At 69.0% G+C, this 23,654-nt stretch carries 23 protein-coding genes; 14 read left to right on the plus strand and 9 right to left on the minus strand.

Going from position 1 to position 23,654, the window contains the following annotated elements; genetic code table 11:
• Window positions 1-32 precede the first annotated feature (32 nt).
• Both FB600_RS33555 and FB600_RS37955 read right to left on the minus strand, forming a co-directional pair.
• Entirely contained in the window at window positions 33-1,088 is a 1,056-nt protein-coding gene (locus tag FB600_RS33555; RefSeq protein ID WP_145757622.1) for an Ldh family oxidoreductase, read from the minus strand.
• A gap of 49 nt (window positions 1,089-1,137) precedes the next feature.
• Window positions 1,138-1,266 (minus strand): hypothetical protein, encoded by a 129-nt coding sequence (locus FB600_RS37955; RefSeq protein ID WP_258182189.1) that lies wholly within the window; start codon window positions 1,264-1,266, stop codon window positions 1,138-1,140.
• Between the two features lie 301 nt (window positions 1,267-1,567).
• Between FB600_RS37955 and FB600_RS33560 the strand changes: the two genes are divergently transcribed.
• Both FB600_RS33560 and FB600_RS33565 read left to right on the plus strand, forming a co-directional pair.
• Entirely contained in the window at window positions 1,568-2,050 is a 483-nt protein-coding gene (locus FB600_RS33560) for a DUF2778 domain-containing protein (protein WP_096751814.1), read from the plus strand.
• Window positions 2,047-2,331, plus strand: a complete 285-nt coding sequence (locus tag FB600_RS33565) for a hypothetical protein (RefSeq protein ID WP_082193651.1) — start codon at window positions 2,047-2,049, stop codon at window positions 2,329-2,331. Before FB600_RS33560 ends, FB600_RS33565 begins: the two co-directional genes overlap by 4 nt.
• A 44-nt stretch (window positions 2,332-2,375) precedes the next feature.
• On the opposite strand, the gene FB600_RS33570 is transcribed toward FB600_RS33565, so the two are convergent.
• The 3 genes from FB600_RS33570 to FB600_RS33580 all read right to left on the minus strand — a co-directional run bounded on the left by FB600_RS33570 (window position 2,376) and on the right by FB600_RS33580 (window position 5,587).
• Entirely contained in the window at window positions 2,376-3,299 is a 924-nt protein-coding gene (locus FB600_RS33570) for a LysR family transcriptional regulator (RefSeq protein WP_096751812.1), read from the minus strand.
• Window positions 3,300-3,438: 139 nt separating this feature from the next.
• A complete protein-coding gene (locus FB600_RS33575) occupies window positions 3,439-4,002 on the minus strand; it encodes a lipocalin family protein (protein ID WP_013691291.1) in 564 nt (187 codons plus the stop codon).
• Window positions 4,003-4,057: 55 nt separating this feature from the next.
• Window positions 4,058-5,587, minus strand: coding sequence for a helix-turn-helix transcriptional regulator (locus tag FB600_RS33580; RefSeq protein ID WP_013691290.1), 1,530 nt, complete (start codon window positions 5,585-5,587; stop codon window positions 4,058-4,060).
• Between the two features lie 461 nt (window positions 5,588-6,048).
• Between FB600_RS33580 and FB600_RS33585 the strand changes: the two genes are divergently transcribed.
• From FB600_RS33585 to FB600_RS33605, 5 genes are all read left to right on the plus strand, one after another.
• Window positions 6,049-6,297, plus strand: coding sequence for a CsbD family protein (locus FB600_RS33585; RefSeq protein ID WP_013691289.1), 249 nt, complete (start codon window positions 6,049-6,051; stop codon window positions 6,295-6,297).
• Window positions 6,298-6,426: 129 nt separating this feature from the next.
• Complete coding sequence (locus FB600_RS33590; RefSeq protein ID WP_096751810.1) at window positions 6,427-7,419, plus strand: YrzE family protein; 993 nt, start codon at window positions 6,427-6,429, stop codon at window positions 7,417-7,419.
• A gap of 58 nt (window positions 7,420-7,477) precedes the next feature.
• Window positions 7,478-7,846, plus strand: coding sequence for a phage holin family protein (locus tag FB600_RS33595; protein WP_036055467.1), 369 nt, complete (start codon window positions 7,478-7,480; stop codon window positions 7,844-7,846).
• Window positions 7,843-8,184: a hypothetical protein gene (locus tag FB600_RS33600; RefSeq protein WP_145757623.1), complete on the plus strand. Its 342-nt coding sequence runs from the start codon at window positions 7,843-7,845 to the stop codon at window positions 8,182-8,184. Before FB600_RS33595 ends, FB600_RS33600 begins: the two co-directional genes overlap by 4 nt.
• A 492-nt stretch (window positions 8,185-8,676) precedes the next feature.
• A complete protein-coding gene (locus FB600_RS33605) occupies window positions 8,677-10,098 on the plus strand; it encodes a purine-cytosine permease family protein (protein ID WP_098182174.1) in 1,422 nt (473 codons plus the stop codon).
• A 117-nt stretch (window positions 10,099-10,215) separates the two neighbouring features.
• Here FB600_RS33605 and FB600_RS33610 read toward each other — a convergent pair whose 3' ends face one another.
• Window positions 10,216-11,319, minus strand: coding sequence for an SAM-dependent methyltransferase (locus FB600_RS33610; protein WP_098182173.1), 1,104 nt, complete (start codon window positions 11,317-11,319; stop codon window positions 10,216-10,218).
• 792 nt (window positions 11,320-12,111) lie between these two features.
• Here FB600_RS33610 and FB600_RS33615 point away from each other — a divergent pair.
• Entirely contained in the window at window positions 12,112-12,918 is an 807-nt protein-coding gene (locus FB600_RS33615) for a sulfite exporter TauE/SafE family protein (protein WP_013691283.1), read from the plus strand.
• 203 nt (window positions 12,919-13,121) lie between these two features.
• On the opposite strand, the gene FB600_RS33620 is transcribed toward FB600_RS33615, so the two are convergent.
• Window positions 13,122-14,588 (minus strand): MFS transporter, encoded by a 1,467-nt coding sequence (locus tag FB600_RS33620; protein WP_145757624.1) that lies wholly within the window; start codon window positions 14,586-14,588, stop codon window positions 13,122-13,124.
• Window positions 14,589-14,796: 208 nt separating this feature from the next.
• Here FB600_RS33620 and FB600_RS33625 point away from each other — a divergent pair, with 208 nt between their 5' ends.
• A complete protein-coding gene (locus FB600_RS33625) occupies window positions 14,797-15,456 on the plus strand; it encodes a helix-turn-helix transcriptional regulator (protein ID WP_145757625.1) in 660 nt (219 codons plus the stop codon).
• A 164-nt stretch (window positions 15,457-15,620) separates the two neighbouring features.
• Here the strand turns inward: FB600_RS33625 and FB600_RS33630 are convergent, their stop codons facing one another.
• On the minus strand, window positions 15,621-16,676 hold the full coding sequence (locus FB600_RS33630) for a hypothetical protein (protein ID WP_098153106.1): 1,056 nt from the start codon (window positions 16,674-16,676) through the stop codon (window positions 15,621-15,623).
• A 119-nt stretch (window positions 16,677-16,795) separates the two neighbouring features.
• On the minus strand, window positions 16,796-17,263 hold the full coding sequence (locus FB600_RS33635) for an MEKHLA domain-containing protein (RefSeq protein WP_175427841.1): 468 nt from the start codon (window positions 17,261-17,263) through the stop codon (window positions 16,796-16,798).
• 219 nt (window positions 17,264-17,482) lie between these two features.
• On the opposite strand from FB600_RS33635, the gene FB600_RS33640 reads away from it, so the two are divergent.
• From FB600_RS33640 to FB600_RS33660, 5 genes are all read left to right on the plus strand, one after another.
• A complete protein-coding gene (locus FB600_RS33640) occupies window positions 17,483-18,142 on the plus strand; it encodes an HAD family hydrolase (RefSeq protein WP_145757626.1) in 660 nt (219 codons plus the stop codon).
• Between the two features lie 384 nt (window positions 18,143-18,526).
• Window positions 18,527-19,834 carry an MFS transporter gene (locus FB600_RS33645; RefSeq protein ID WP_013691278.1) on the plus strand — a complete coding sequence of 436 codons (1,308 nt, stop codon included), beginning with the start codon at window positions 18,527-18,529 and terminating at the stop codon, window positions 19,832-19,834.
• A gap of 58 nt (window positions 19,835-19,892) precedes the next feature.
• Window positions 19,893-20,840, plus strand: a complete 948-nt coding sequence (locus FB600_RS33650) for a dihydrodipicolinate synthase family protein (protein ID WP_145757627.1) — start codon at window positions 19,893-19,895, stop codon at window positions 20,838-20,840.
• A 96-nt stretch (window positions 20,841-20,936) separates the two neighbouring features.
• The gene (locus tag FB600_RS33655; RefSeq protein ID WP_145757628.1) at window positions 20,937-22,709 is read left to right on the plus strand and encodes an IlvD/Edd family dehydratase; all 1,773 of its coding nucleotides are present in this window, start codon (window positions 20,937-20,939) and stop codon (window positions 22,707-22,709) included.
• Window positions 22,706-23,638: a 2-hydroxyacid dehydrogenase gene (locus FB600_RS33660; protein WP_145757629.1), complete on the plus strand. Its 933-nt coding sequence runs from the start codon at window positions 22,706-22,708 to the stop codon at window positions 23,636-23,638. The genes FB600_RS33655 and FB600_RS33660 overlap by 4 nt, the downstream gene beginning before the upstream one ends.
• Window positions 23,639-23,654 lie beyond the last annotated feature (16 nt).

Here is a 23,654-nt window from a genome sequence, read left to right on the forward strand (position 1 = left end):
ATGCGGGCCGTCTGCCTTGGTCGACCGGATCATCAGGCTTGGGTGGGCGGCACGCTCACGCCGAGCTCCCCGGCCATTTTCTCCAGCGTGGCCCAGATCGGCGCGGTCAACTCGACATGGTCGTGATGCCTGCGGCGATTGTCGGCCTCGTATTCGCCGGGGTACTGCACGCGATCGACGCCGGGCTGCGGCGGGCAGGAGCCCAGGTAGTCGATGAAGGCACCCACTTCGTGCGAGCGCCAGCTCGCCGAGAAATCGACCTGCGGATTGAGCACGATCGCGAACATGTTGTTGGTGACCATGCCGCGGCGTGGGTTCTCGGGCTGGATCGTGCCGCCGCCCGACAGCACGCCGGCCAGCAGCTCGGCGACGATGCCGAGCGCATAACCCTTGTGAGCCCCGAACGGCAGCAGCGCGCCGGGCGGATCGGCGAACAGCACGTCCGGATCGTTGGTGGGATGGCCCGCGCTGTCGATCAGCGAGCCCGGCGGCGCCTCGCGTCCTTCGGTGGCCAGCACGCGCGTCTTGTTCATCGCGATCGCACTGGTGGCCATGTCGACGATCAGCGGCGGGCGGTTGTCCGGCAGGGGCCCCGCGAAGCAGAGCGGGTTGGTGGTGAGGCGCGCCTCGGCGCCGCCGAACGGCGCCACCATCGGCACGCGGTTGGTGACGTTGGTGAAGGCGATGAACACCAGCCCTTCGTGAGCGCACATCTCGCCGTAATGGCCCATGCGCCCCAGGTGATGGCTGTTGCGCAGCGTCAGGATGCACACGCCCTTGTCGAAGGCGCGCGCCTTGGCCTGTTCCACCACCACCTTGCCCACGTGCTGGCCCAGGCCGCGATTGCCCTCGAATAGCAGCAGGTTGCCATGGTCGGTCAGCACGCTGGGGCGGCCGGCCGGATCGACCTGGCCGTCCTCCAGCACCTTGCGGTAGCTCGGCAGGATCGACAGGCCGTGGCTCGCGTAGCCGACGCGATCGGCTTCCACCAGGTGGCGGGCGGTGTCCTCGGCGATATCCTCGGGCACCCGCAGCGCGAGCAGCAGGCGCTTGCCGAAGTCGGTGGCGTCGTGGAGCGGAATGCGCATCTCGGTTCCTCGTGGTGGCTGGTGGATGAGGGCCCGGCGCGATCGCGGCTCAGAGCCAGCCGAGCTGGCGCCAGTAGGTGGCGCCGAAGCCGAGCAGCATGGTCATGCCGGCGATCAGCCCGTTCGGGAGGCAAGGCTTGCCGGGCCGGCTTGGCACGAGGGCGTCGGATGCGCTCATGGGCAGGACTCCGGATCGAAACGGCATGCGGGGGGAGGGGCATGTCGGCGGGTGGCCTGCCCGGCGCGGATTGCGCGCTCATGCTAACTGTTTTGTCCCGGCGGCGACAAGAGGCTCGAAGGACGGCGCCGTCGATCCGGAAACATGGCGCGGAATTGATCGACCGCATATCCGGCCTATTTGAAACAACTTGCCCCGACTTGTTTGTGGGCATCGTTATCGCGATGATGTTCCATCACGATGGAGTCGCGAGTCATCACGGCACGACGACTGAATACCTTCCTTGATTCGAGGTTGCGTCATGCCGGTTGAATGCACGTTTACGCTGAACAAGACGGCTGTATCGATACTGAATTGTCCCGGCTTCGGCAGCGTTGCCGCTTTCTCAGGTAACGGCCGATATGTCAACGATCCGGCAGCGACTGCCATCACGGACAAGGGGCCGCTTCCCACCGGCACGTACTATATTGTCGACCGGCAGAGTGGCGGGCACCTCGGCTGGCTGTATGATGCGGTGAAGGATGTCACGCTGAATACACGCCGCGCAGAGTGGTTCGCTCTATATCGAAATGATGGAAAGATCGATGATTGGACAACAATCAAGGGCATCCGTCGTGGGCATTTCCGGCTTCATCCTGTTGGCCGTATCGGTGAAAGCAGTGGTTGTATTACAGTGAAAAATCCCGCGCAATTCGAAAAATTACGTTTGTTCCTGAAAGCACAACCGATCTTTCAAGTCCCAGGTGCCGTGTTGCGTGCTTACGGCAAGGTGATCGTGCGATGAAATTATTTGCCCGCGTTGTTGTCGCGGCTCTGCTAACGCTTCCCGTGCAGATATCGATTGCGTCACTTCCCTGGATGGCTCGGTGGTTCGGCAACGGCGGCGAAGGGTGGAACACCCTGGCGCCGTTGTTCCGCGCCTTGGGCTCAGCCGGCGGCGAACAAAACGAGGATATTTTCGTCGCGGGATTATTACTGATCAGTTTTTTGATATCCCTCGTATTCTCGTTTGCCCTTTTCAGGGGGATTGGTCGACTTCGACGCTCGTCGACCAATCGTTCCTGAGGGCGGCGAGCTCCCTGCCGACGAAGCACTTGTTGCCGCGCCCCTCACCCCCGCGGCGCCGAACTCAGCTCCGTCAACCGCTCCCGGCAGAAATCCACGAACAACTGCGCCGGCTTGGTCAACTGCCCGCGCTTGAGCCGCGCGCTCACCAGCCCCGAGCGCGCCACCGGCTCGCTGATGTCGATCGTCACCACCTTCTTGCCGTCGTAGGTGCATTCCGAATGCGGGCGCGTGACCAGCAGCGAGAAGCCGAAGCCCTGGCCGACCATGCCGCGCACCATCTCGATCGAGGGCGAGCCGAACACGATGTTGGGCGTGAGGCCGAGCGCATGGAACAGGCTCACGAAGTAGGTGCGGCTCGGCTGCACGTCGAGCAGGATCATCGGCTCGACGCTGAGGTCGCGCAGCGACACCTGCGACTGCCCGGCGAAGCGATGATTCTCGGGCAGCAGCACATAGGGCTTCTGCGCCGGCATCAGCGGCTCGGTCTCGATGGTGCCGTCGAGCTCGTGGTCGTAGAGGAAGGCGACGTCGAAGGTGCCGGCGGTGAGCCCCTGCACCAGCTCCTGCTGCTCGCCGTCGCGAATCCGGATGTTGACGCCGGGGTACAGCTCGCGAAAGCCCGCGATCAGTTGCGGCAGGTACAGGGGCGCCACGGTCTCGAAGCAGCCGATGTCGATCTGCCCCGTCACCACGTCGTTGTCGGCCAGCGCGTTCTGCTCGAACTCGTGCGCCATGCGCAGCAGTTCCTGGGCCTTGCGATAGAAGCGCGTGCCGCTCGGCGTGAGCGACACGCCCTGGGCATGGTGGCGGATGAAGAGCTTCACGCCGAAGCTCTCCTCCAGGCCCTTGATCGCGTTCGAGATCGAAGGCTGGGCGATGAACAGCTGGCGCGAGGCCTCGGCCACGCTGCCGGCCTCGACCGTCGTCACGAAATACTTCAGTTGTCTCAGTGTGTAGAAGGCCACGGGTACCCCTGCTGCTGCGCCGATCCAGTCGGCACCTTACCGCATGATGGGCGCCCGCGTGCGGGCCGCCGGCCGATATTTATCCTATTCCGCGAGCATAATTTTTATTTCCTGCCGTCGGCGCCTGGGCCCGGCGAAGCTACTGGGCGGTCGGCCGCAGCCGCGAGGTGTCGTAGCCCAGGGCGGCGGCGCGCTCGAACAGCATGCGTCGGAGCTGGGCCGAAGGACGCGCCTCGCGCGTCAGGATCCAGAGGAAGCGGCCCGACGGTTCGCCGACGATCGACCAGGTGTAGTCGTCGGCGTGATCGAGCACCCAGTAGTTGCCGACGTAGAACGGTCCCCAGAACGACACTTTCAGCTTCGCGCCCCGGCTGTCGGGGACCCGCTTGGCACGGCCCAGCGATTCGCGCGCAGGCCCGTCGGGCGCGCCTTGCCGGCAGGTGTTGCGTACCTCGATCAGGCCGTCGGCACGCAGCGAATAGTCGGCGGTGACGCCTTCGCAGCCGCGCTCGAAACGGTTCTCGTAGCGCGCCAGCTCGAACCAGCGTCCCAGGTAGCGATCGAGTTCGACTTCCTTGGCCGGCTCGGGCACCTTCGCGTTGCCCTTGGGGCCGCCGGCGAGCGCGGCGCATCCGGCCAGCACCGCGACGGCCGCGGCGAGAATGGCCCAGCTTCCATAAGTACCGAGGATTCCAGCTTTCATGTGTACTCCAGGGGAAAAGGGAAATACCGAGGCAAGGGCGCGAAGCCTGCCGCGCTCAGGCGCCGGGCTTGGCCCGTGCGCCGCGCGCCGGCGGCGCCTCGCCGTCCCCGAAGAAGCCCCGCTCGCGCGCCCAGACGATGGCTTCCGTTCGGCTGTGCACGTCCAGCTTGCCGTAGATCGTCGCCACGTGGTTGCGCACCGTATTGGGCGACAAATTCAGCTTGATTGCGATCTCCTTGTCGGCCAGGCCGCGGCACAGCAGGTCGAACACCTCGCGCTCGCGCCCGGTCAGGTCCGACAACTGGGCGCCGGCATCGGGCGAGTTGGTGCGGCGCACGTTGGCGAGCTTCTCGATCAGCATGCGGCTGAACCAGGACGCGTCCTGCATCGCCGTCTCGATGGCCAGCACCATCTCGGTCTCGCTGCGCTTGCGGTCGCTGATGTCGAGCAGGGCGAACAGGATGCAGTCCTGATCGTGGATGCTGACGGAATCGGCGGAGATCAGGCAGTCGCGCACCTCGCCGTCGTGGCTGCGAATCTGGATGTCGACGTTCAGCAGCCGGCTGTCGCGCGTGAGCAGGGCGGCGGCATGCCCGAAGGCGTCCAGGTCCACCCACAGGCCGATGCTCGAGACGGACTTGCCGCGGATCTCGTCGAGCGGATAACCGGTCAGCGCGATGAAGGCGTCGTTCACGTCGAGCATCTCGAAGCGCTCGGCGGTGACGATCGCGGTGGCCACCGGCGCGACGCGGAACGCCTTGGCGAAGCGCTCCTCGCTTTGCCGCAAGGCGTGCTCGGCCTGCTTGCGCGGCTCGAGATCCATGAAGGTGAACAGCATGCAGGGCTCCTCGCCGATGTCGATCGGCTGCCCGGCCACCACCACCGCCTTGGTGCCGCCTTGCGGCAGCTTGAGCACGGCTTCCATCTGCGGGATGGTCGCACCCTCGCCGAGGCGCTCGATCGCCAGCTCGCGGCGCTCGGCGTTCTCCAGCACGTCGACCTCGTAGACGGTGCGATCGAGCACGTCGTCGCGCTGGTAGCCCGTCATGTCGAGAAATCCCTGGTTGACCTTGACGTAGCGGATATCGCTGAGCCGGCAGATCACCGCGGGTGCCGGATTCGCGTTGAAGGTCCGCTCGAAGCGCTGCTCCGCGCTGGCCAGCTCGGTGGCGTCGTGCAGCACCAGCGCGAGGCAATCGGGTTCGCCCGCCGAGTTGGTCAGCACCAGGCTGCGGATCCGGTGCACCCAGCTCTGCTCCTCGTCGTCCGCGCGGAACACTTCCACGGTCACGTCGCTGAATTCCTCGCCGGAGATCACGCGGTCCATCGGGTAGTGGCCTGCCTGCACCGGATGATTGTTCCGGTAGCGCAGCCGGAAGCGCTCGCGGTATTCGGTGACGTTCGCGCCGAGTTCGTCGAGCGTGTGTACCCCGTGCATCTCCAGCGCGGCGTCGTTGGCCCAGACGATGCGCTGGTCCGGCTCGACCAGGATCACGCCCTCGGTGAGCCCGGCGATGATCTGATGCAACTGGCGCCGGTCGGTATGCGATTTGAGCGCCTGCTCTTCGTTGACGGCTTCGTTCATGGTTGGTGTTCCGGATGACGTGCCGGGTCGTTCCGGCGTGGCTCGGGCGGGTTGCCCGGGCGGCGGCGTGCCTGCGGAATCTTCGCCGGCGGGCGGTCGCCATGCAAGGGACGGATGCACCGGGTGGGGTAGTGCATTCATACCGTGGCGTCACCAGGCAGGCGGCCGCGCGCCCCGGACACGCCCGAAACACGGTGCTCTGGCCGGCTGGCAGGCGTTCCAGCCTGCCTCGCGCGAGGCAGGCTGGATAGGCCAAACATACTAGTCCAACTGGTCAATTTCTACGGAGACGGGCCGATCCGTGCCTCGCTAAAGTGGCCGGCATCGGATTCGCGATCCGGCCCATGCCGGCCGGCGCGACCGAGCGGGGCACCCGCTCCGCGCCCGTCGGTCTCGCAAGCCGGCCAGGGGCATCCATGCCGACGACCGGCGGGTCGTTCATCTTGACCAGGAGAGACACCATGTTCGAAAAGACCGAAGGCCGTGCCCAAAACCTCGCCGGCAAGGTCCAGGAAGCGGTCGGCGACGTGATCGGCGATCGCGGCACGCAATTCGAGGGACGTGCGCGCCAGGTCGCGGGCCGGATGCAGGAGTCCTATGGCGGCGCGCTCGACCAGTTGCGCGACGTGACGGCCAGCCAGCCGCTCGCCGCGCTGGCGACGGTGGCCGCCCTGAGCTTCGTGATCGGCGCACTCTGGTCGCGCCGCTGACGCGCCGCCTGCGCGAGCCCCGGGCACGACCCGGCGGCCGCGCAATGGTCCGACCGCCGTTGCAGTCTGTCCGCACAGCTCCCGGCCACGATGCCGGGGAGGAACATCGATAACAAGCAAGGAACTGACATGAGCCGATATCTCTCGCCGGGCGATCCCGTGGTCGCCGTCTCCGCGACGCGAATTTCCTGGGGCGCCGTGTTCGCCGGGGTGCTGCTGGCCTCGATGACCTATCTGTTTCTGGGGGTGCTGGGCACGGCGCTGGGCGCCGGCAGCTTCGACCCGCTCGGCCAGCGCGATCCGTTCGCCGGCTTCGGTACCGGCGCCGGCATCTGGCTGGGTGTGTCCACCCTGATCTCGCTGGCGGTGGGCGCGTTCTTCGCCGGCCGCTCGGCGATCCGGCGCGGCGCCCTGCACGGGGTGCTCAGCGGATCGGTCTCGATCCTGGTCACGGTCTACCTGCTCGCGGGCCTGGCCGGCAGCGCGATCGGCGCGGCCTCGGGCCTGGCGAAGGCAGGCCTGTCGCTGGCCGGGCAGGGCGTGGCGGCTGCCGCGCCGGGGCTGGCCTCGGGGGTAGCCGGTGCCTTGCACAAGAACGGCGATTCGTTCGATTTCGCGAACTGGCAGGGCCGCCTGGACACCCTGCTGCGCCAGACCGGCAAGCCGGAGCTCGACCCGTCGAACCTGAAGCAGGGCGCCCGCGAGGCGATGAACGACGGCAAGGCGGCGGCCAGCGATGCCGCGGCCAATCCGCAGCAGGCCCCCGACGAATTGAGCGACTGGTTCGCCAGCCTGCGGCAGCGTGCCAATCCGGCCTTGAATGCCGCCGACAAGACCGCGCTCGTCAACCTGATCATGGCGCGCACCGGGAAGAGCCGGGCGCAAGCCGAGCAGATCGCCGACAATTACGTGCAGGCCTATGACCAGGCGGTCGCGAAGTACCAGGCCTTGAAGCAGCAGGCCGAGCAGCGGGCACGCGAGGCCGGCGAGGTCGCGGCCAGGAAGGTCAGCCAGGCGGCCTGGGCCGGGGCGGCGCTGCTGCTGCTGGGTATGATCGTCTCGGGGCTGGCCGGTTTCGCCGGATGCCGCAGCAATCCGGATCGGGAAGCGGCCCGCGTCTGAGGCTGACCCGCCCGCCGGCGGACGTTGCCGGCGGGCGACTTCATCAGGGAGGGAGTCGATGTTTTCCAGCTTGAGGAAATGGCAGAACGTGGCGCGATTCTCCGCGTCGCGCCTGAGCGACTACGCGAACCTCGCGGCCGTCGAACTGGAGATCGCCCGGCAGCGGCTCCTGCGCGACCTGATGCTTTATTCGCTGCTGGGGCTCAGCGCGATGTTCGGGCTGGCCTTCGTCTGCGTGGCCGTGATCGTGAGCGCGGCGAGCACGCCCTATCTGATCGAAACCACCTGGGCGGTGGCCGGCTTCTGGGTGCTGGTGGGCCTGGGCGCGTTCGTGGCGGTGCGCCGGCGCGATGCGGCCGGCACCTTCCAGGCGCTGCAGGACACCTGGCAGCGCGATATCGAGGCGATCCGGGAGAGCCTGCGATGACATCCCGATCCGATTCCGAAAGCCGCCCGCTGGCCCGTCGCGAGGCCCTGCTCGTCGACATGGCGCGATCCCGCGCCAGCCTCCTGCAAGCCAACGACAAGATCGCCGCCGCGCGGCGCCTGCCGCCGGGCGGTCGCGCCGCGAGCCCCGTCGTCAGGCGCCCCGGCATCGACGGCGCGGTCGTGGCGACCGTTGCCGTCCTGCTCGCCGCTGTGCTGGTGCTGCGTCCGGGGCGCTTGCTGCGGCTCGCCATGCGCGCCGGGCTGAGCGGCGCGATCGAGCGCATCATGCGTGATGCGCTGGCCGGGCGACGGGGGCGCGAATCAGGCCGCGACTGACGACATCCGCCTCCTGACGAAATGTAAGACTGTTGCGCCGTCGATTCGATATCGGCGATTGGAGCCGTGTTTTCCCGCAGAAATCCACGAAAACCGGCTCGAAATCGCCAAAACCGCATCCGGGCGAGGTTCCGCGCCCGTCTCCATCCCCTCCCGCCCCGCCCCCGAACCGGTGCACGCGCGCACCGCTTTCGTGCCGGAATTGTTTCACTTCCGGACATAGCAAAAAGCTTTGCAAGACACACTAAAACGATATTTCTCATTTCTTTTCGGCTTCGCTAAATTTGCCTCACATCAAAGCGGGCCGGCCCGGAAGGGCTTGCCGCGGCACCGGCGCCAAGCTCGCCGCGCATTCGAAATTGATTCGGATATCGAAACAGGAACGGATTCGGGGCGGGGTGGCGGCAGCGATGCCGGCTGATGATCGCAGGGGTCCGGGCGAGCCCTGGACCGGACCAGCGCGGTTGCCCGCGCACGCAAGGAGACACCATCGTGAGCACCCCGGAGCGCAATGCGTCCCCGTTGATTGAGAAACACACGATCGGCTACGTGCCGCCCGAGGACCGCCACGGCAAGGTGCGCGACCTGTTCACGCTCTGGTTCGGCGGCAATATCGCGCCGCTGCCGATCGTGACCGGCGCGCTCGGCGTGCAGATCTTCCACCTGAACCTGTTGTGGGGCATCGTCGCGATCATCGTCGGCCAGGCGGTGGGCGGCGTGCTGATGGCGCTGCACTCGGCGCAGGGCCCGCAGATGGGCATCCCGCAGATGATCCAGAGCCGCGCGCAGTTCGGCTCCTGGGGCGCGCTGCTGGTCACCGTGATCGCAGGCGTGATGTACGTCGGCTTCTTCGCCTCGAACATCGTGCTGGCCGGCAAGTCGCTGCACGGCATCTCCTCGGCGGTGCCGCTGCCGGTGGGCATCGTGATCGGGGCGCTGGGCTCGGGCCTGATCGGCATCATCGGCTACCGCTTCATCCACATCCTCAACCGGATCGGCACCTGGGTGCTGGGCATCGGCATCGTGGTGGGCTTCTGGTACATCTTCACGCACGTCGGCACCGCCGATTTCCTGACGCGCGGCGGCTTCAACTTCGCCGGCTGGCTGGCCACCGTGTCGCTCTCGGCGCTCTGGCAGATCGCCTTCGCCCCCTACGTCTCCGACTATTCGCGCTACCTGCCGGCCGACGTGAAGGTGTCCTCGACCTTCTGGGCCACCTACCTGGGCTGCACCATCGGCTCGACGCTGGCCTTCGTGTTCGGCGCGGTCGCGGTGCTGGCCGTGGCGCCGGGCGTCGATACGATGGACGCCGTCAAGCAGGCCACCGGCCCGTTCGGTCCGCTGATGCTGGTGCTGTTCCTGCTCAGCGTGATCAGCCACAACGCGCTGAACCTGTACGGCGCGGTGCTGTCCTCGATCACCTCGATCCAGACCTTCGCCTGGCGCTGGATTCCCACCGCCCGCGCGCGCGCCGTGTTCTCGATCGTGATCCTGGCGGCCTGCTGCTACTTCGCGATCGGCGTGTCGACCAACTTCGTGTCGAGCCTGGTGGACCTGGTGCTCGCGCTGCTGGTGGTGCTGGTGCCCTGGACGGCGATCAACCTGATCGACTTCTACGTGATCCACAAGGGCGACTACGACATCCAGTCGATCTTCCGCGTGGACGGCGGCATCTACGGCCGCTTCAATCCGCAGGCGCTGATCGCCTACGCGGCGGGCATCCTGGTGCAGATCCCGTTCATGAACACGCCGATGTACGCGGGCCCGGTGCCGGGCTACCTGGACGGCGCGGACCTGTCCTGGGTGATCGGGCTGGTGCTGACCTCGCCGCTGTACTACTGGCTGGCCACGCGCGACACGGCGTATCGCCGCCGCCAGGCCGATGCGCGGGCGACCGCCGGCGCCGCGCGCTGAGCGAGGACGCGTTGAAAGAGTAAGGGCCCGTGCCCGATGCACGGGCCCGCAAACAAAAAGCCGCGTGGACCGAAAGGCCCACGCGGCTTTGTCGTTGTAGGGGCGATGCGGGCCCGCTCAGGCCTGCGCGCCGCTGGCCGAACGCTTGTCGAACAGGTAGTGCGCGACGCCCCATTCGCGGCCGTGCCGATAACCGAACAGCCCGGCCACCGCCATGTAGAACATGCGCCAGCGCTGGAACACGATCGGCGCGTCGTCCTCGCCGAAGGTCTCGCGCAGGATCGGCATCACCTGTTCGTGGGCCGCGTCGAGCGAGGCCAGCCAGTGGTTGGCGGTGCGCTGGTAGTGCGTACCGTCGAGCCACCATTGCTTCTCGACGCGCAGGTGATCCTGGAAGCGCAGCAGCAGGTCGGCCGAGGGCATGGTGCCGCCGCCGAAGAAGTGTCGCGACATCCAGTCGTTGCCGTCCTGCGCCGTGAAGTGATAGGCGATCAGGCGGTGCGCGAACAGGTGTACGAACAGCTTGCCGTCGTCGCTCATCCAGTGCGAGATCTTCGCGAGCAGCGCGCGATAGTTCTTCATGTGCTCGAAGTTCTCGATCGACAGCACGCGGTCGAAGCCGGCGTCGCCGGCGGCGAATTCATAGGTGGCCACGTCCCCGATGACGATCTTCAGGTTGGTGATGCCGCGCGCGGCGGCGCGCTGCTCGATGAATTCGCGTTGCCGCGCCGAGTTGGTGAGCCCGACCACCTGCGACTGGCGATAGCGCTCGGCCAGCCACAGCGATTGCGCGCCCCAGCCGCAGCCGATGTCGAGGATGCGCTGGCCGTCCACCAGCTCGGCGCGCTCGCCGTACAACTCGAGCATCGCGTCCTCGGCATGCGCGAGCGTGTCCTCGCCCTGCGGGAAGTAGCAGCAGGACTGCTTCATGCGCGGGCCCAGATAGGCCTCGAAGAAGCTGGCCGGCATGTCGTGCAGCTCGCGGCTGGTGGTCTGCGCGTCGGCGATCAGCGGGGCGCGGTTCAGCTCCTCGACGAAGGCGTTCAGCGCGTCGATGCGCGCCACGTCGTCGTCGACGTGCTCGGCGCGCAGCTTCTGCCACAGCAGCGCGCTGATGCCGCCGCGGATCACCGAGTCGGAGATTCGCCCGCGCTCGCAATAGCGGATGAACCAGCCATCGGTGTCGGTGACGGACTTCGAGTCGAAGGTGGTCGCAGTCATGATCGTGGGCTCCGTTCGTAGGAATCGTTATGGTCGGCCGCCGGCGGCGGTCGCGGGATGGAGGAGGCCGGCGCGTCTCTCGGGCACGCCGGATGTCTGGCCCCGAATCGGCATCGCCGGGGCGGCGAGGATGCGGTTACGTGCGTTTGCAGCATGACGTGACAGCGCCGCCGCGAGCGGTTCGCGTCGATCGTCAGGAGCACTCAGGTTGCGGCGCGAAAAAAAATCGACCGCGGCACACGCGGGGATGGGCAAGGAGGGGCAGGTCGGAGACAGGCCGCACGCCATCGGCGTGCTCGTCGCGCGGTTTGCATCGTGGGAAATGAAAACGCTACGCATCGCCTCTCCTGGCGGATGAATGCTTCCATTTTCATTAAGTCGGGCTGCAGGTCAATACGGGGGAATGCCCAGCCAGAAACGACAGGATTCGCGCGCGGCGTTGAGTGCGGTGAAACGCCGCCGGGCCCCGGGCGGCCCGGCCTGCGCGACTGCCAGCACTGCCATCGACTGCCACGATGCGGCCCGGCTGGCGGCTTTCGCCCGGCTGCCGCGCCGGCGCGGCCCGGCGCGATCAACAAAATCAAGGGCTTGCGACAGGCCCGGGCGGCGCGGCGCATCTGGCACGCGACTTGTGTAGGGGAGCGCAGTTCATGTGCCCGCGCCAGCGCGGGCGATCGATTCCTCGAGGTCCGTCTTGCCCGATCGCTCCATCCTCCGTCGTCTCCCCGGTTCGTCGTTCGGCCGATCCCCTGCTTCGGCGCCTGCGCTGCATCCCCTGGCGGGAGGGCGTGAATGACCATCGCCCTGATCCTCGGCGCGCTGGTGGGCGCGGTGCTCGGCCTGACCGGCGCCGGCGGCGGCATCCTCGCGGTGCCGGCCCTGGTGGCGGGGCTCGGCTGGACCATCCAGCAGGCCACGCCGGTGGCCCTGATCGCGGTGGCGGGCAGCGCCGCCATCGGCGCGCTGGAAGCGTTCCGGCGCCGGCTGGTGCGCTACCGCGCGGCCCTCTTGATGGCCGCCGCCGGCGTGCCGGCCACCTCGCTGGGCGTGCGCGCGGCCCAGGCGCTGCCGCAGCGGCTGCTGCTGGCGCTGTTCGCGGTGGTGATGCTGGTGGTGGCGGCGCGGCTCTGGCGGCAGGTGCGCGCCGGCCGCGCCGAGGCGGTCGATCATTCGCCGCTGTGCGTCGGCCATATGAACCCCGACACGGGGCGCCTGGCCTGGACGCCCGCCACCGCCGCCGCGCTGGCCGGCACCGGCGCCGTCACCGGCCTGATGACGGGCCTGCTCGGCGTGGGCGGCGGCTTCATCATCGTGCCGATGCTGCGCAAGCTGACCGACGTGCCGATGCACGGCGTGGTCGCCACCTCGCTGATGGTGATCGCGCTGGTGGGCACGGGCGGCATCGCCTCGACGATCGCGCATGGCACGCCGGTGCCGGTGGAGGTGGCGCTCTGGTTCAGCGCGACCACGGCGGCCGGGATGGTGGCGGGGCGCCTGGCTTCGCGTCGGCTCGCGGCGCGCCATGTGCAGACCGGTTTCGCCGTGGTGCTGACGCTGGTGGCGGCCGGCTTGCTGGCCAAGGCGGCGTTCGGCGCCTGAGGGCGGGCGGCGGGCGCGCTTGGACAGGCGTGCGCCGCCGCTGGATGATGCCGTCCCACGGGGGAGCCAGCGGACGGCCGAGGTTGAAGGCACGGCCCGGGGTTCGAGGCGGGAACCAACACAATTCAAACGACCAACGGGCCAATGAAATACTGGCTGATCAACGAGGAGACCGAATCGGTGCGATTCGGCGGCGATTCAACCTAGGCGTCCTCGGTTGTCGTCGCGGCAGCCGGCACGCGCGCGGCCGGCGCATCGGCCGGCGGCGCCCCCGATACGCGTCGCACCAGGATCGCGGCCAGCAACGGCGCGATCGCGAACGCCGCGAACAGCCACATGGCCGCCTGCCGTGCGCCGGCCAAACCACCCGGCTCGGTGAAGCCGCCGAGATTCGCGACCAGCCCGGCCAGCGCCGAGCCGATCGCCGTCGCGTAAAGCTGGACCGTGGTGAGCGAGGCGGAAGCGAGGTCTTCCTGGCCGGCGGGCGCGCGCGTCAGCACCTGCGTGAGCAGATGCGGCCAGCCCATCCCGACGCCGAGCCCGACCGCCACCAGCGCGCCGCACAGCGCCGCCATGCCCGCGCCGGCGGCCAGCAGGCCCGGCACCGGCATCAGCAGCGCGAGCGCGAGCAAGGCCAGCGCGACCAGCACCGGGCCGCCGCGCATCAGCACGCGCGCCGCGCGCGGGCCGCGGCCCGAGCCGACCAGCGAGCCGATCGACCAGCCTGCCGCCATCAGGGCGCTCAGGTAGCCGGCCAGCAGCGGCGGCTGGGCATGGATCGTCTGCAGGAAATACGGCACGAAGATCTCGGTGGTCACGCCGATCCCGAGCAGGCTCATGCAGGCGTAGATCGCGCCGAGCGGCTGGCGCAGCGAATAGGCGCCGCTCGGCAGCAATCTCACGCGCGGGTCGCGCTCCAGGCGCGCGATCCAGAGCGTGAGCGCGACGCCGACGGCGATGCCGGCCACGTTCGCCGCGGCGCTGCGCGACAGGCTCGCCACCGACACCACCAGCACCGAGGCGGCCAGCAGCAGGATCCGGCCGAGCGCGGCGGGCGCGGCCGGAACGCGTTGCGTCTGTCGTGCCGGCAGTTGCGCGATCACGATCAGGGCCAGCAGGGCCGCGATCGGCAGCAGGGCGAGGAAGGCCAGCCGCCAGTGGCCCGATTCGGCGAACAGGCCGCCGATCGCCGGGCCGCAGAGCGTGGCGATGCCCCACATGCCCGACACCATGCCCATGCCGCGCGACCAGAGCCGCGGCGCGAACACGATGCGGATCAGCGCGTAGCTGAGCGCGACCAGGATCCCGCCGCCGAAACCCTGCGCCACGCGCCCGGCCAGCATCCAGGGCATGTCGCGCGCGGCCGCGCAGGCCAGCGTGCCGGCGCAGAACACCGCCAGCGCGACCAGGTACGCGGCGCGCGGCCCGACCCGGGCCAGCAGGTTGGTCGACAAGGGCGCGCCGACGATCGAGGCCGCCATGAACAAGGTGGTGTTCCAGGCGTAGTACTCGAGGCCGCCGATCTCGTGCACGACCGAAGGCAGGATGGTGGTGGCGAGGTAGATGTTGATCGCGTGCAGTGCGACGCCGCCGGCCAGCGCGATCGAGCGCAGGCCGTTGCGGCCGGACAGCAGCTCGCCCCAGGAGGAGGTGGGGGTGGCCGGGCTCATCGCGCGGCCCGCCGGGCTGGGCGGTGGAGAACCGGAAATAGAAGGGAACGGGGCATGACAATCTCCCAGGCATTTTGTAAGAATCGCGCACATGATTTGCCTTGGTGGAACAGTTAGTCAAGAATTCCCTTGTTTTATTCGGGTAAATATTGCGCTGGCTCCGATTGTTTTCCTGCTTTGAACAAGCCCCCTGATTGACAGGCGATCGATGGACGAATCCTTTCCGCAGCCCGCGCTACCTGTTTCCGAGCGCGTGCTGAACATATTGAAACGCCGCGGCCCGCAGCAATCGGCCGAGTTGGGTGCTTGCCTGGGCACCACCTCGGAGGCAGCGCGGCAGCAGTTGAAGAAGCTGGAGGCGGAGGGCCTGGTGGCGGCCGAGAACGTGCCGCAGGGCGTCGGGCGGCCGGCGCGGGTCTGGCGGCTCACGGCGCTCGGGCACGGGCATTTCCCCGACGCACATGCGGACATGACGGTCGACCTGATCCGCATCATCCGCGGCACGCTGGGCGAGCCCGCGCTCGACCTGCTGATCCGCGCGCGCGAGACCGAGACGCGCGAGAGTTATGCGCGCGCGCTGGCGGGCGTGACCGGGCTCGAGGCGCGCCTCGCGAAGCTGGCCGAGCTGCGCGATCGCGAGGGGTATTTCGCGGAATGGGCGCGCGCCGAGGACGGCGACGGCTGGCTGCTGATCGAAAACCATTGCCCGATCTGCGCGGCGGCTACCGCCTGCCAGGGGTTCTGCCGCTCGGAGCTGGAGATCTTTCGCGAGATGCTCGGCGACGCGGCCTCGATCGAGCGCGTCGAGCACGTGCCGGCGGGCGCGCGGCGCTGCGTCTATCGCGTGCGGGAGCGGGCCGCCGCCTGAGCGAGGTCGGGCGTTCGACGTTCGATCTCGCCGCGACGCCGACGAAAAAAAGCCGAAGGCGTGGCACGCCTTCGGCACTGAAATCCCGGACCGGTGGCCGGGCTCGCTCTGAAGCCTGTGTGAAGCCTGGGTATGAAGCCCGTGTCTGAAGCCGTCGCGCCGGCCTAGAAGCGCACGAACTCGAAGTCGGCCGAGGTGCCTGCCGCCTGGCTGGCGAGATCGGACAGCGCGATCTTCCTGACCACCGACTCGTTCCACGGGTTGGTGTAATAGACCATGTTGCCGGGCACGTCGACGCGGATCACCGCGAAGGCATGGCCGTCGCCCCTGGACCAGTCGCCGTGCCGGTCGGGTTTGCCGCCGAACACCATCGCCACGCGCGAGCCGAGCTCGTCGGCGTGCTGGCCGAGGAAGCCGACGATGTCCTGGCTGCTGCTGTCGCGATCGGCCAGGCGCGCATGCGTGCCGTAGCCGCCGGCCAGCACCGCCATCACCTTGTTGGTCGGCAGCGAGCCCTTGGCCGGGTCGAGATGGAAATACTGGAACATCGCGCCGACGATGGCGGCCGCCGCCGGATCGCCGGTGCCGTATTGGTCGAGGCTGTCGGCCGCGAGCGTGTAGGTGCGCGACGGATCGCCGGGCAGGCTGACGCTGTAGCGGTCGCGGCCGAGCTGGCGCACGGCGCGATGCAGGATGTCCTTGCCGGTCGGCGTGGTCGAGAAGGCCTTGACCACCGAGATGCCGACGCAGTCGCCCTCGTGCTTCTGCACCAGGTTGATGCCGATCGGTGCCGCGATCGCCGCGCCGGGCAGCGTGCTCGGGTCCCAGGGGCCCGATTGCAGCGCGTTGCCGGCGGCCGCGTCGCGTTGCAGCGCGCGAATGCTGCCGGCCGCGCTGAAGCTGCCGTCGCCGAGCGAGGCGACGATGTTGCGGGTGTCGGTGACCAGCGCGTCGCGGGCGCTGCCGTCGCGCTTGAGCGCGGCGAGGAACAGCGCCGAGGCGCGCGTGAGCTCGGTGCGCTGGGCCGGGTCGGACAGCGCGGCGGGGCTGTGCTGCAGTACCTCCAGCAGGCGGCGGTAATTGCGCTCGACGTCGCTCAGGTGGATGGCCGGCTCGGCGCCGGCCGGCAGGCTGGCGAGCAGGGCCATCGTGCCGGCCAGGCAGGCGCCGAGCAGGGCGCCGGCGAGCCGGCGGCGGGCGGTGCTGCGCGTAGGTTTCATCAAACTGCGCTCCGAAGCGGGGGAGGCGTCGGGGATGACGCTCCGTTCAGAGGCAGAACGCCCGGCGGGGCGCGCTTATTCCGTCGATCGACAGGCGGCCCGGCGGCGCCGGGCGAGGTTCAGCGCGCGGCCTCGATCGGCGTCACGTTCGGCAGCAGCGCGGCCTGCCCGCGCCAGGTGCCGTCGGCATCGCTCAGTTGCCAGACCGTCACGCCCTCGATCCAGAAGCGCTCGCCCGACTTGGCGATGCGGATGCCGCGATAGTTGTCGACATAACCGTGTGCGCCCACCTGGTCGAGGAAGGCCTGGCGCTCGCTGCGCTCGGGCGCCTCGGCCGACAGGCGCGAGGGCAGCGAGGTCAGCTCCTGCCAGTCGTAGCCGAAGATGGCCTGCGCGCGCCGGTTGCCGTAGACGAACACCGGATCGGCCTCGGTGTTGTGCGCGAGGATGCCGAACGGGGCGCTGTCGTAGAGCCAGGCCGCGCGCGCCTCGGCGGGCACGCTGTCGGGCACCAGCGGCTTGCCGAGCAGGCGGCGATAGCTGTCGGCCAGGAGGGCGAAGAATTCGGGATCGGTACTGCGCGACAGCGGGGCGGGGGTGGGCTGGGTCATACCTGTGAGGCGACGGGGCGTGGATGGAGGAAACCGGCGCGCCCGGAGCGGGCGCGAGGCGGCGAAGCTCGGGGCATTGTAGGCGACAAACGCGCGCCGCGTCGGCGCCGTGCCCGAGCTTGGCGGGGACGACGCGAAGCGGCGTCGCGCGGCGCGATCCGTTATGATCGAAAGCCCTTTTTGCCTTGCCCGACCATGTCCTTTTCCCCCCGCGCCTACCTGTTCGACTTCGACCTGACGCTCGCCGATTCGAGTGATGCGATCTGTTTCTGCGCCGCGGCGGCGCTGACCGACATGGGGCAGGCGGTGCCCCCGCGCGAGCGCATCGAGGACTCGATCGGGCTGACGCTCGAGCAGACCTTCGCATTCCTGAGCGGCAACGAGGATGCGGCGTTGGCCGCCAGCTACCGGACCCGCTTCGTCGCGCATGCCGACCGGGTGATGGTGGGCATGACGCGCTTCTACCCGGACGCGGTCGCGCTGCTGGCCGAGCTGCATGCGCGGCGGATCCCGGTCGCGATCGTCTCGACCAAGTACCGCTACCGGATCGAGCAGATCCTGCGCCATCTCGATCTCGCCCAACTGGTGACGGTGATCGTCGGCCACGAGGATGTCGGCCGGCACAAGCCCGATCCCGAAGGCTTGCTCAAAGCGCTGGACCTGCTCGGCGTGAAGGCCGACGAGGCGCTCTACGTCGGCGATCACACGGCCGACCAGCAGGCCGCGGCGGCGGCCGGCACGCGCTTCGTCGGCGCGGTGACGGGGAAGATCTCGAGCGCGCAGTGGCGCGAGCGCGGGTGCCGCGCGATCGAGCGGGAGCTGGGGGAGGTGTTGGGGATGGGCAGAGAGGGTTGAGCCGGATTCCGATCGCGATGTTGCGCGGCTGTCCACGGTCCATGGACAGTGGACAGCCGCGATGTGCTTGTTCTGGATTCGTCATGCTGGCTCGATTGACTCGAGCGAGCCGTGCCATTTCCCCTCGAAACCACGAAGTCCACGTTCCGAGCCTCGACGCCAAACAGAAAAAATTTTGAGGTCTGAACGACGCAATCCCTGCTTTTTCGGCCTGGTGAAGCTTGCAATACTCGCTGCAACGCCGGAAACCGAGCGATTCCCGCAGCACGCTCCGGCGGACCGTACCTGAGCCGATCCAGGTACCGACGAAGCGCGTCCGCCAGAGACGCGCTCGCAAGACGGCGAGCCTAGTCCGGGCGCGCGCCGGCACACGGAGACAAGCGAATGTCGACTCACCCCGCGATACCCCTGGGGGCGGCCCGGCCGTCCGCCGACGCGACCTTCCGGCGGGCGGCCTGGCGTTTCATGCCGCTGCTGTTCATCTGCTACGTGGTCGCCTACCTCGATCGCGTCAACGTGGGTTTCGCGAAGCTGCAGATGCTCGGCGACCTGCATTTCAGCGAGGCGGTGTACGGCTTCGGCGCGGGCCTGTTCTTCGTCGGCTACTTCTTCTTCGAGGTGCCCAGCAACCTGCTGCTGCACCGGCTCGGCGCGCGCCGCTGGATCGCGCGGATCATGGTGAGCTGGGCGGTGCTCTCGCTGGTGACGGCCTGGGTCACCACGCCCACCATGTTCTACGTGGTGCGCTTCCTGCTCGGCGTGGCCGAGGCCGGCTTCTTCCCCGGCATGATCCTCTACCTGACCTACTGGTTCCCCTCGCACCGGCGCGGCAAGATGGTGGCCGTGCTGATGGCCGGCAATCCCGTGTCGGGCATCGTCGGCGGGCCGCTGTCGGGCTACATCATGCATGCCTTCAACGGCGCGGCCGGGCACGCCGGCTGGCAGTGGCTGTTCGTGGTGGAGGCGCTGCCGGCGATCGTGCTGGGCGTGGTGATCTATTTCTTCCTCGACGATCGCGTCGAGCAGGCCAGCTGGCTCAGCGAGCACGAGAAGGCCGTGATCGCCGACGAGGTGGGCAGCGATGCCGCCGTGCGCACGCACGGCTCGGTGGGCGCGGTATTCGGCTCGGCGCGCGTCTGGCTGCTGTGCCTGATCCTGTTCGGGATCGTGATGGGCTCCTACGCGATCGGCTTCTGGCAGCCCACCATCATCCGCAACTCGGGCGTGGCCGACCCGTTCATGGTCGGGTTGCTGACCGTGATCCCCTATGCCTGCGCGCTGGTGGCGATGCTGCTGGTGGGCCGCCACGCCGATCGCACCCGCGAGCGCCGCTGGCACGTCGGCGCGCCGGCGCTGCTGGCCGCCGCCGGCTTCTGCCTGTGCGCGTTCGGCGGCAACTCGCTGACGCTGGCGATGATCGGCCTGACGCTGGCCACGGTCGGCGTGATCTGCGCGCTGCCGATGTTCTGGGCGCTGCCCACCTCGTTCCTCGGCGGTACGGGCGCCGCCGCCGGCATCGCGTTGATCAACTCGACCGGCAACCTGGCCGGCTTCGTCAGCCCCGCCGCGATCGGCTGGCTCAAGACGCAGACCCACACGCTGTCCTCGGGCCTCTATCTGGTGGCCGGCACGCTGACGCTGTCGGCGCTGCTGATCGTCGTCTTCCTGCCCGCGCGGATCGTCAACCGATGAAAGCATCGCGCCAGCCGCGCCGCGCCGGCCCCGTTCCCGATCTCCAGGAAATCCAGGCATGAACGCTTCTTCCCTCCCTCGCCTGCGCGGCGTCCTCGCGCCCGTGCTCACGCCGTTTCGCGAGGATCTCGCGCCCGACGCCGAGGCCTTCGTCGAACACTGCCGCTGGCTCGTCGCGAGCGGCGCTGGCCTGGCGATCTTCGGCACCAATTCGGAGGCGAACTCGCTGTCGGTGGGCGAGCGCATCGAGCTGACCGAGGCGCTGCTCGCGGCCGGCGTTCCGGCCGCGCGGATGATGCCGGGTACCGGCACCTCGGCCCTGTCCGACACGGTGCGGCTCACGCGGCACGCGGTGCGGGCCGGCGCGGCCGGCGTGCTGATGCTGCCGCCGTTCTTCTACAAGCCGCTCGGCGAGGACGGCCTGTTCGCCTACTACTCGGAGGTGATCGAGCGGGTAGGCGACGCGCGGCTCGCGCTGTACCTCTATCACATCCCCGCGCTGTCGGGCGTGCCGATCACGCCGGCGCTGATCGAGCGGCTGCTGCGCCGCTACCCGAACACGATCGCCGGCGTGAAGGATTCATCGGGCGACTGGGACAACACGCGCGCGATGATCGAGCGCTTCGCGGCCGACGGCCTGGATATCTTCCCGGCCAGCGAGGCCCTGCTCGGTGCGGCGCTGCCGATCGGCGGCGCGGGCTGCATCAGCGCGACCGCCAACCTGAATCCGGCCGCCATCGCGCGGCTCTGCGCGCTGGGCGGCGATGGCGGTGCCCAGGCGCGGGCGCAGCAACAGGCGGTGACGGCGATCCGCCAGATCTTCCAGTCGCGGCCCATGATTCCGGCGATGAAGGCCACGCTCGCGCACTGGCGCGGCGCCGAGCGCTGGCGCATCGTGCGCCCGCCCCTGACGGCCCTCGACGCGGCGGCCGCCGCGCAGTTGCAGGCCGAGCTCGACGCGGCCGGCTTCGCGATGCCGGGCGTGGCACCCGCGCGGCGCACCTGAGCGCGCGAAACGAAACACGCAGCACTCCAAAGGAGGCGCGAGCCCTTCGAGGCCCGCGCCACAGGCAACACCAGCGACACCAGCAAGGAACACATGATGGACGATCGATCCTCCGAGCAGACGAAGCGCAATCCAGGTGACGACGAAGCCACCGGCATGAAGCGCGGCCTCACCTCATACGGTGACGCCGGCTTTTCGCTGTTCCTGCGCAAGGCCTTCATCAAGGGCGCGGGCTATACCGACCAGGCGCTCGATCGTCCCGTGATCGGCATCGTCAACACCGGCAGCGGCTTCAATGCCTGCCACGGCAACATGCCCCAGCTGATCGAGGCGGTGAAGCGCGGCGTGATGCTGGCCGGCGGCCTGCCGGTCGACTTCCCGACCATCTCGATCCACGAGAGCTTCGCCTCGCCGACCTCGATGTACCTGCGCAACCTGATGTCGATGGACACCGAGGAGATGATCCGCGCGCAGCCGATGGACGCGGTGGTGCTGATCGGCGGCTGCGACAAGACCGTGCCCGCGCAGCTGATGGGCGCTGCCTCGGCCGGCATCCCGGCGATCCAGCTGGTGACGGGCGCGATGCTGACCGGCTCGCATCGCGGCGAGCGGGTGGGCGCCTGCACCGATTGCCGCCGCTACTGGGCGAAGTTCCGCGCCAGCGAGATCGACGAGCCGGAGGTGGCCGACGTCAACAACCAGTTGGTGGCGAGCGTGGGCACCTGCTCGGTGATGGGCACCGCCAGCACCATGGCCTGCATCGCCGAGGCGCTCGGCATGACGGTGCCCGGCGCGGCCACGCCGCCCGCGGTGACCGCCGACCGGATCCGCGCGGCCGAGGAAACCGGCACGGCGGCCGTGAAGCTGGCGGCCGAGCGGCTCACCATCGACCGCGTGCTGACGCCGAAGGCCTTCGACAACGCGCTGCGCGTGCTGCTGGCGATCGGCGGCTCGACCAATGCGATCGTGCACCTGGCCGCGATCGCCGGGCGCCTCGGCCATCGCATCGACCTGGACGCGCTCGACGGCATGGGCCGCGAGACACCGGTGCTGCTCGACCTCAAGCCCACCGGGCAGCACTACATGGAGGACTTCCACAAGGCCGGCGGCGTGGCCACCCTGCTGCGCGAGCTCAAGCCGCTGCTGCACCTCGATGCGCTGACGGTGACCGGCGAGACGCTCGGCGAGCGGATCGAGGCGAGCGGCGCAGGCTTCGAGCAGGACGTGGTGCGCCCCTTCGCGCGGCCGATCTATCCGCAGGGCGGCCTGGCGGTGCTGCGCGGCAACCTCGCGCCGGGCGGCGCGATCATCAAGCAGTCGGCCGCCGATCCGCGGCTGATGGAGCACGAAGGGCGCGCGGTGGTGTTCGAGAGCATCGAGGACCTGGTGGCGCGGATCGACGACGAGGCGCTCGACGTGAGCGCCGACGACGTGCTGGTGCTCAAGCGGATCGGGCCGCTGGGCGCGCCGGGCATGCCCGAGGCCGGCTACATCCCGATCCCGCGCAAGCTCGCGCGGGCCGGCGTGAAGGACATGGTGCGGATCTCGGACGGCCGCATGAGCGGCACCGCGTTCGGCACCATCGTGCTGCACGTGACGCCCGAATCGGCGATCGGCGGGCCGCTGGCCCATGTGCGCAGCGGCGACCGGATCCGCCTGAGCGTGGCGCGGCGCGAAGTGTCGGTGCTGGTATCCGACCAGGAACTGGCGCGGCGCGCGGCCGAGACGCCGATCGAGCGGCCGAGCGCCGAGCGCGGTTATCGCAAGCTGTTCCTGCAGACGGTCACGCAGGCCGACGAAGGCGTCGACTTCGATTTCCTGCGCGCCGCGAGCCTGCAGGCCGGGGCCAGGGAGCGCGACCCGCGATGAGCCGGCCGGAACGTCCCCATGTGCTGCGGATCGGCGAATTCCCGGCCGAGCTGCAGCAGGCGATCGACACGGAGCTGCAATGCCACGTCGAGGCGGACCTGGCGCGCGACGCGACGCTCGCCGGCCGGATCCGCGCGATCGTCACGCGCAGCCGGTATCCCGTCGCGCCGGCCTGGCTCGAGCGTCTGCCGGCGCTGCGCATCATCGCCACCTCGGGCGTCGGCTACGACGCGATTCCGCTGGCGGCGGCGCGCGAGCATGGCGTGGTGGTCGCCAATACGCCGGGCGTGCTCGACGCGGCCGTCGCGGAGCTGGCGGTCGGCCTGCTGCTGGCGCTGCTGCGCGAGATTCCGGCGATGGACCGCCATGTGCGCTCCTCCGACTGGACGCGCGCGGCCTATCCCCTGACCACGGGGCTGGCCGGCAAGCGCGTCGGCATCGTCGGGCTCGGGCGCATCGGCGCGGAGATCGCGAAGCGGCTCGCGCCGTTCGGCGTCGAACTCGCCTATTGCGGCCGCGAGCCGAAGCCGGTGCCTTATCTCCACTTCCGCGAGGCGGCGGCGCTGGCGCGGCACGCCGAGATCCTGATCGTCAGTTGCCCCGGCGGCGCGGCCACGCATCGCCTGATCGACGCCGACGTGCTGGAGAGCCTCGGCCCCGCGGGTTATCTCGTCAACGTCTCGCGCGGCTCGGTGGTCGACGAGGCCGCGCTGGCCAGTGCACTGGCGCGCGGCACGATACGCGGCGCGGCGCTCGACGTGTTCGAGGTCGAACCGCTGGCGGATTCGCCGCTGATGTCGATGCCCAACGTGGTGCTGGCGCCGCATGCGGGTTCGGCCACGCACGAGACGCGCCGCACCATGTTGCGGCTGATGCTCGACAACGTGCATCGCGTGCTGGCGGGGGAGGCGCCGCTGACGCCGGTGTGATGCGCGCGTGTCGATG

This window comes from Burkholderia sp. SJZ089 (genome assembly GCF_007828315.1).
Lineage (GTDB): Bacteria > Pseudomonadota > Gammaproteobacteria > Burkholderiales > Burkholderiaceae > Burkholderia > Burkholderia gladioli.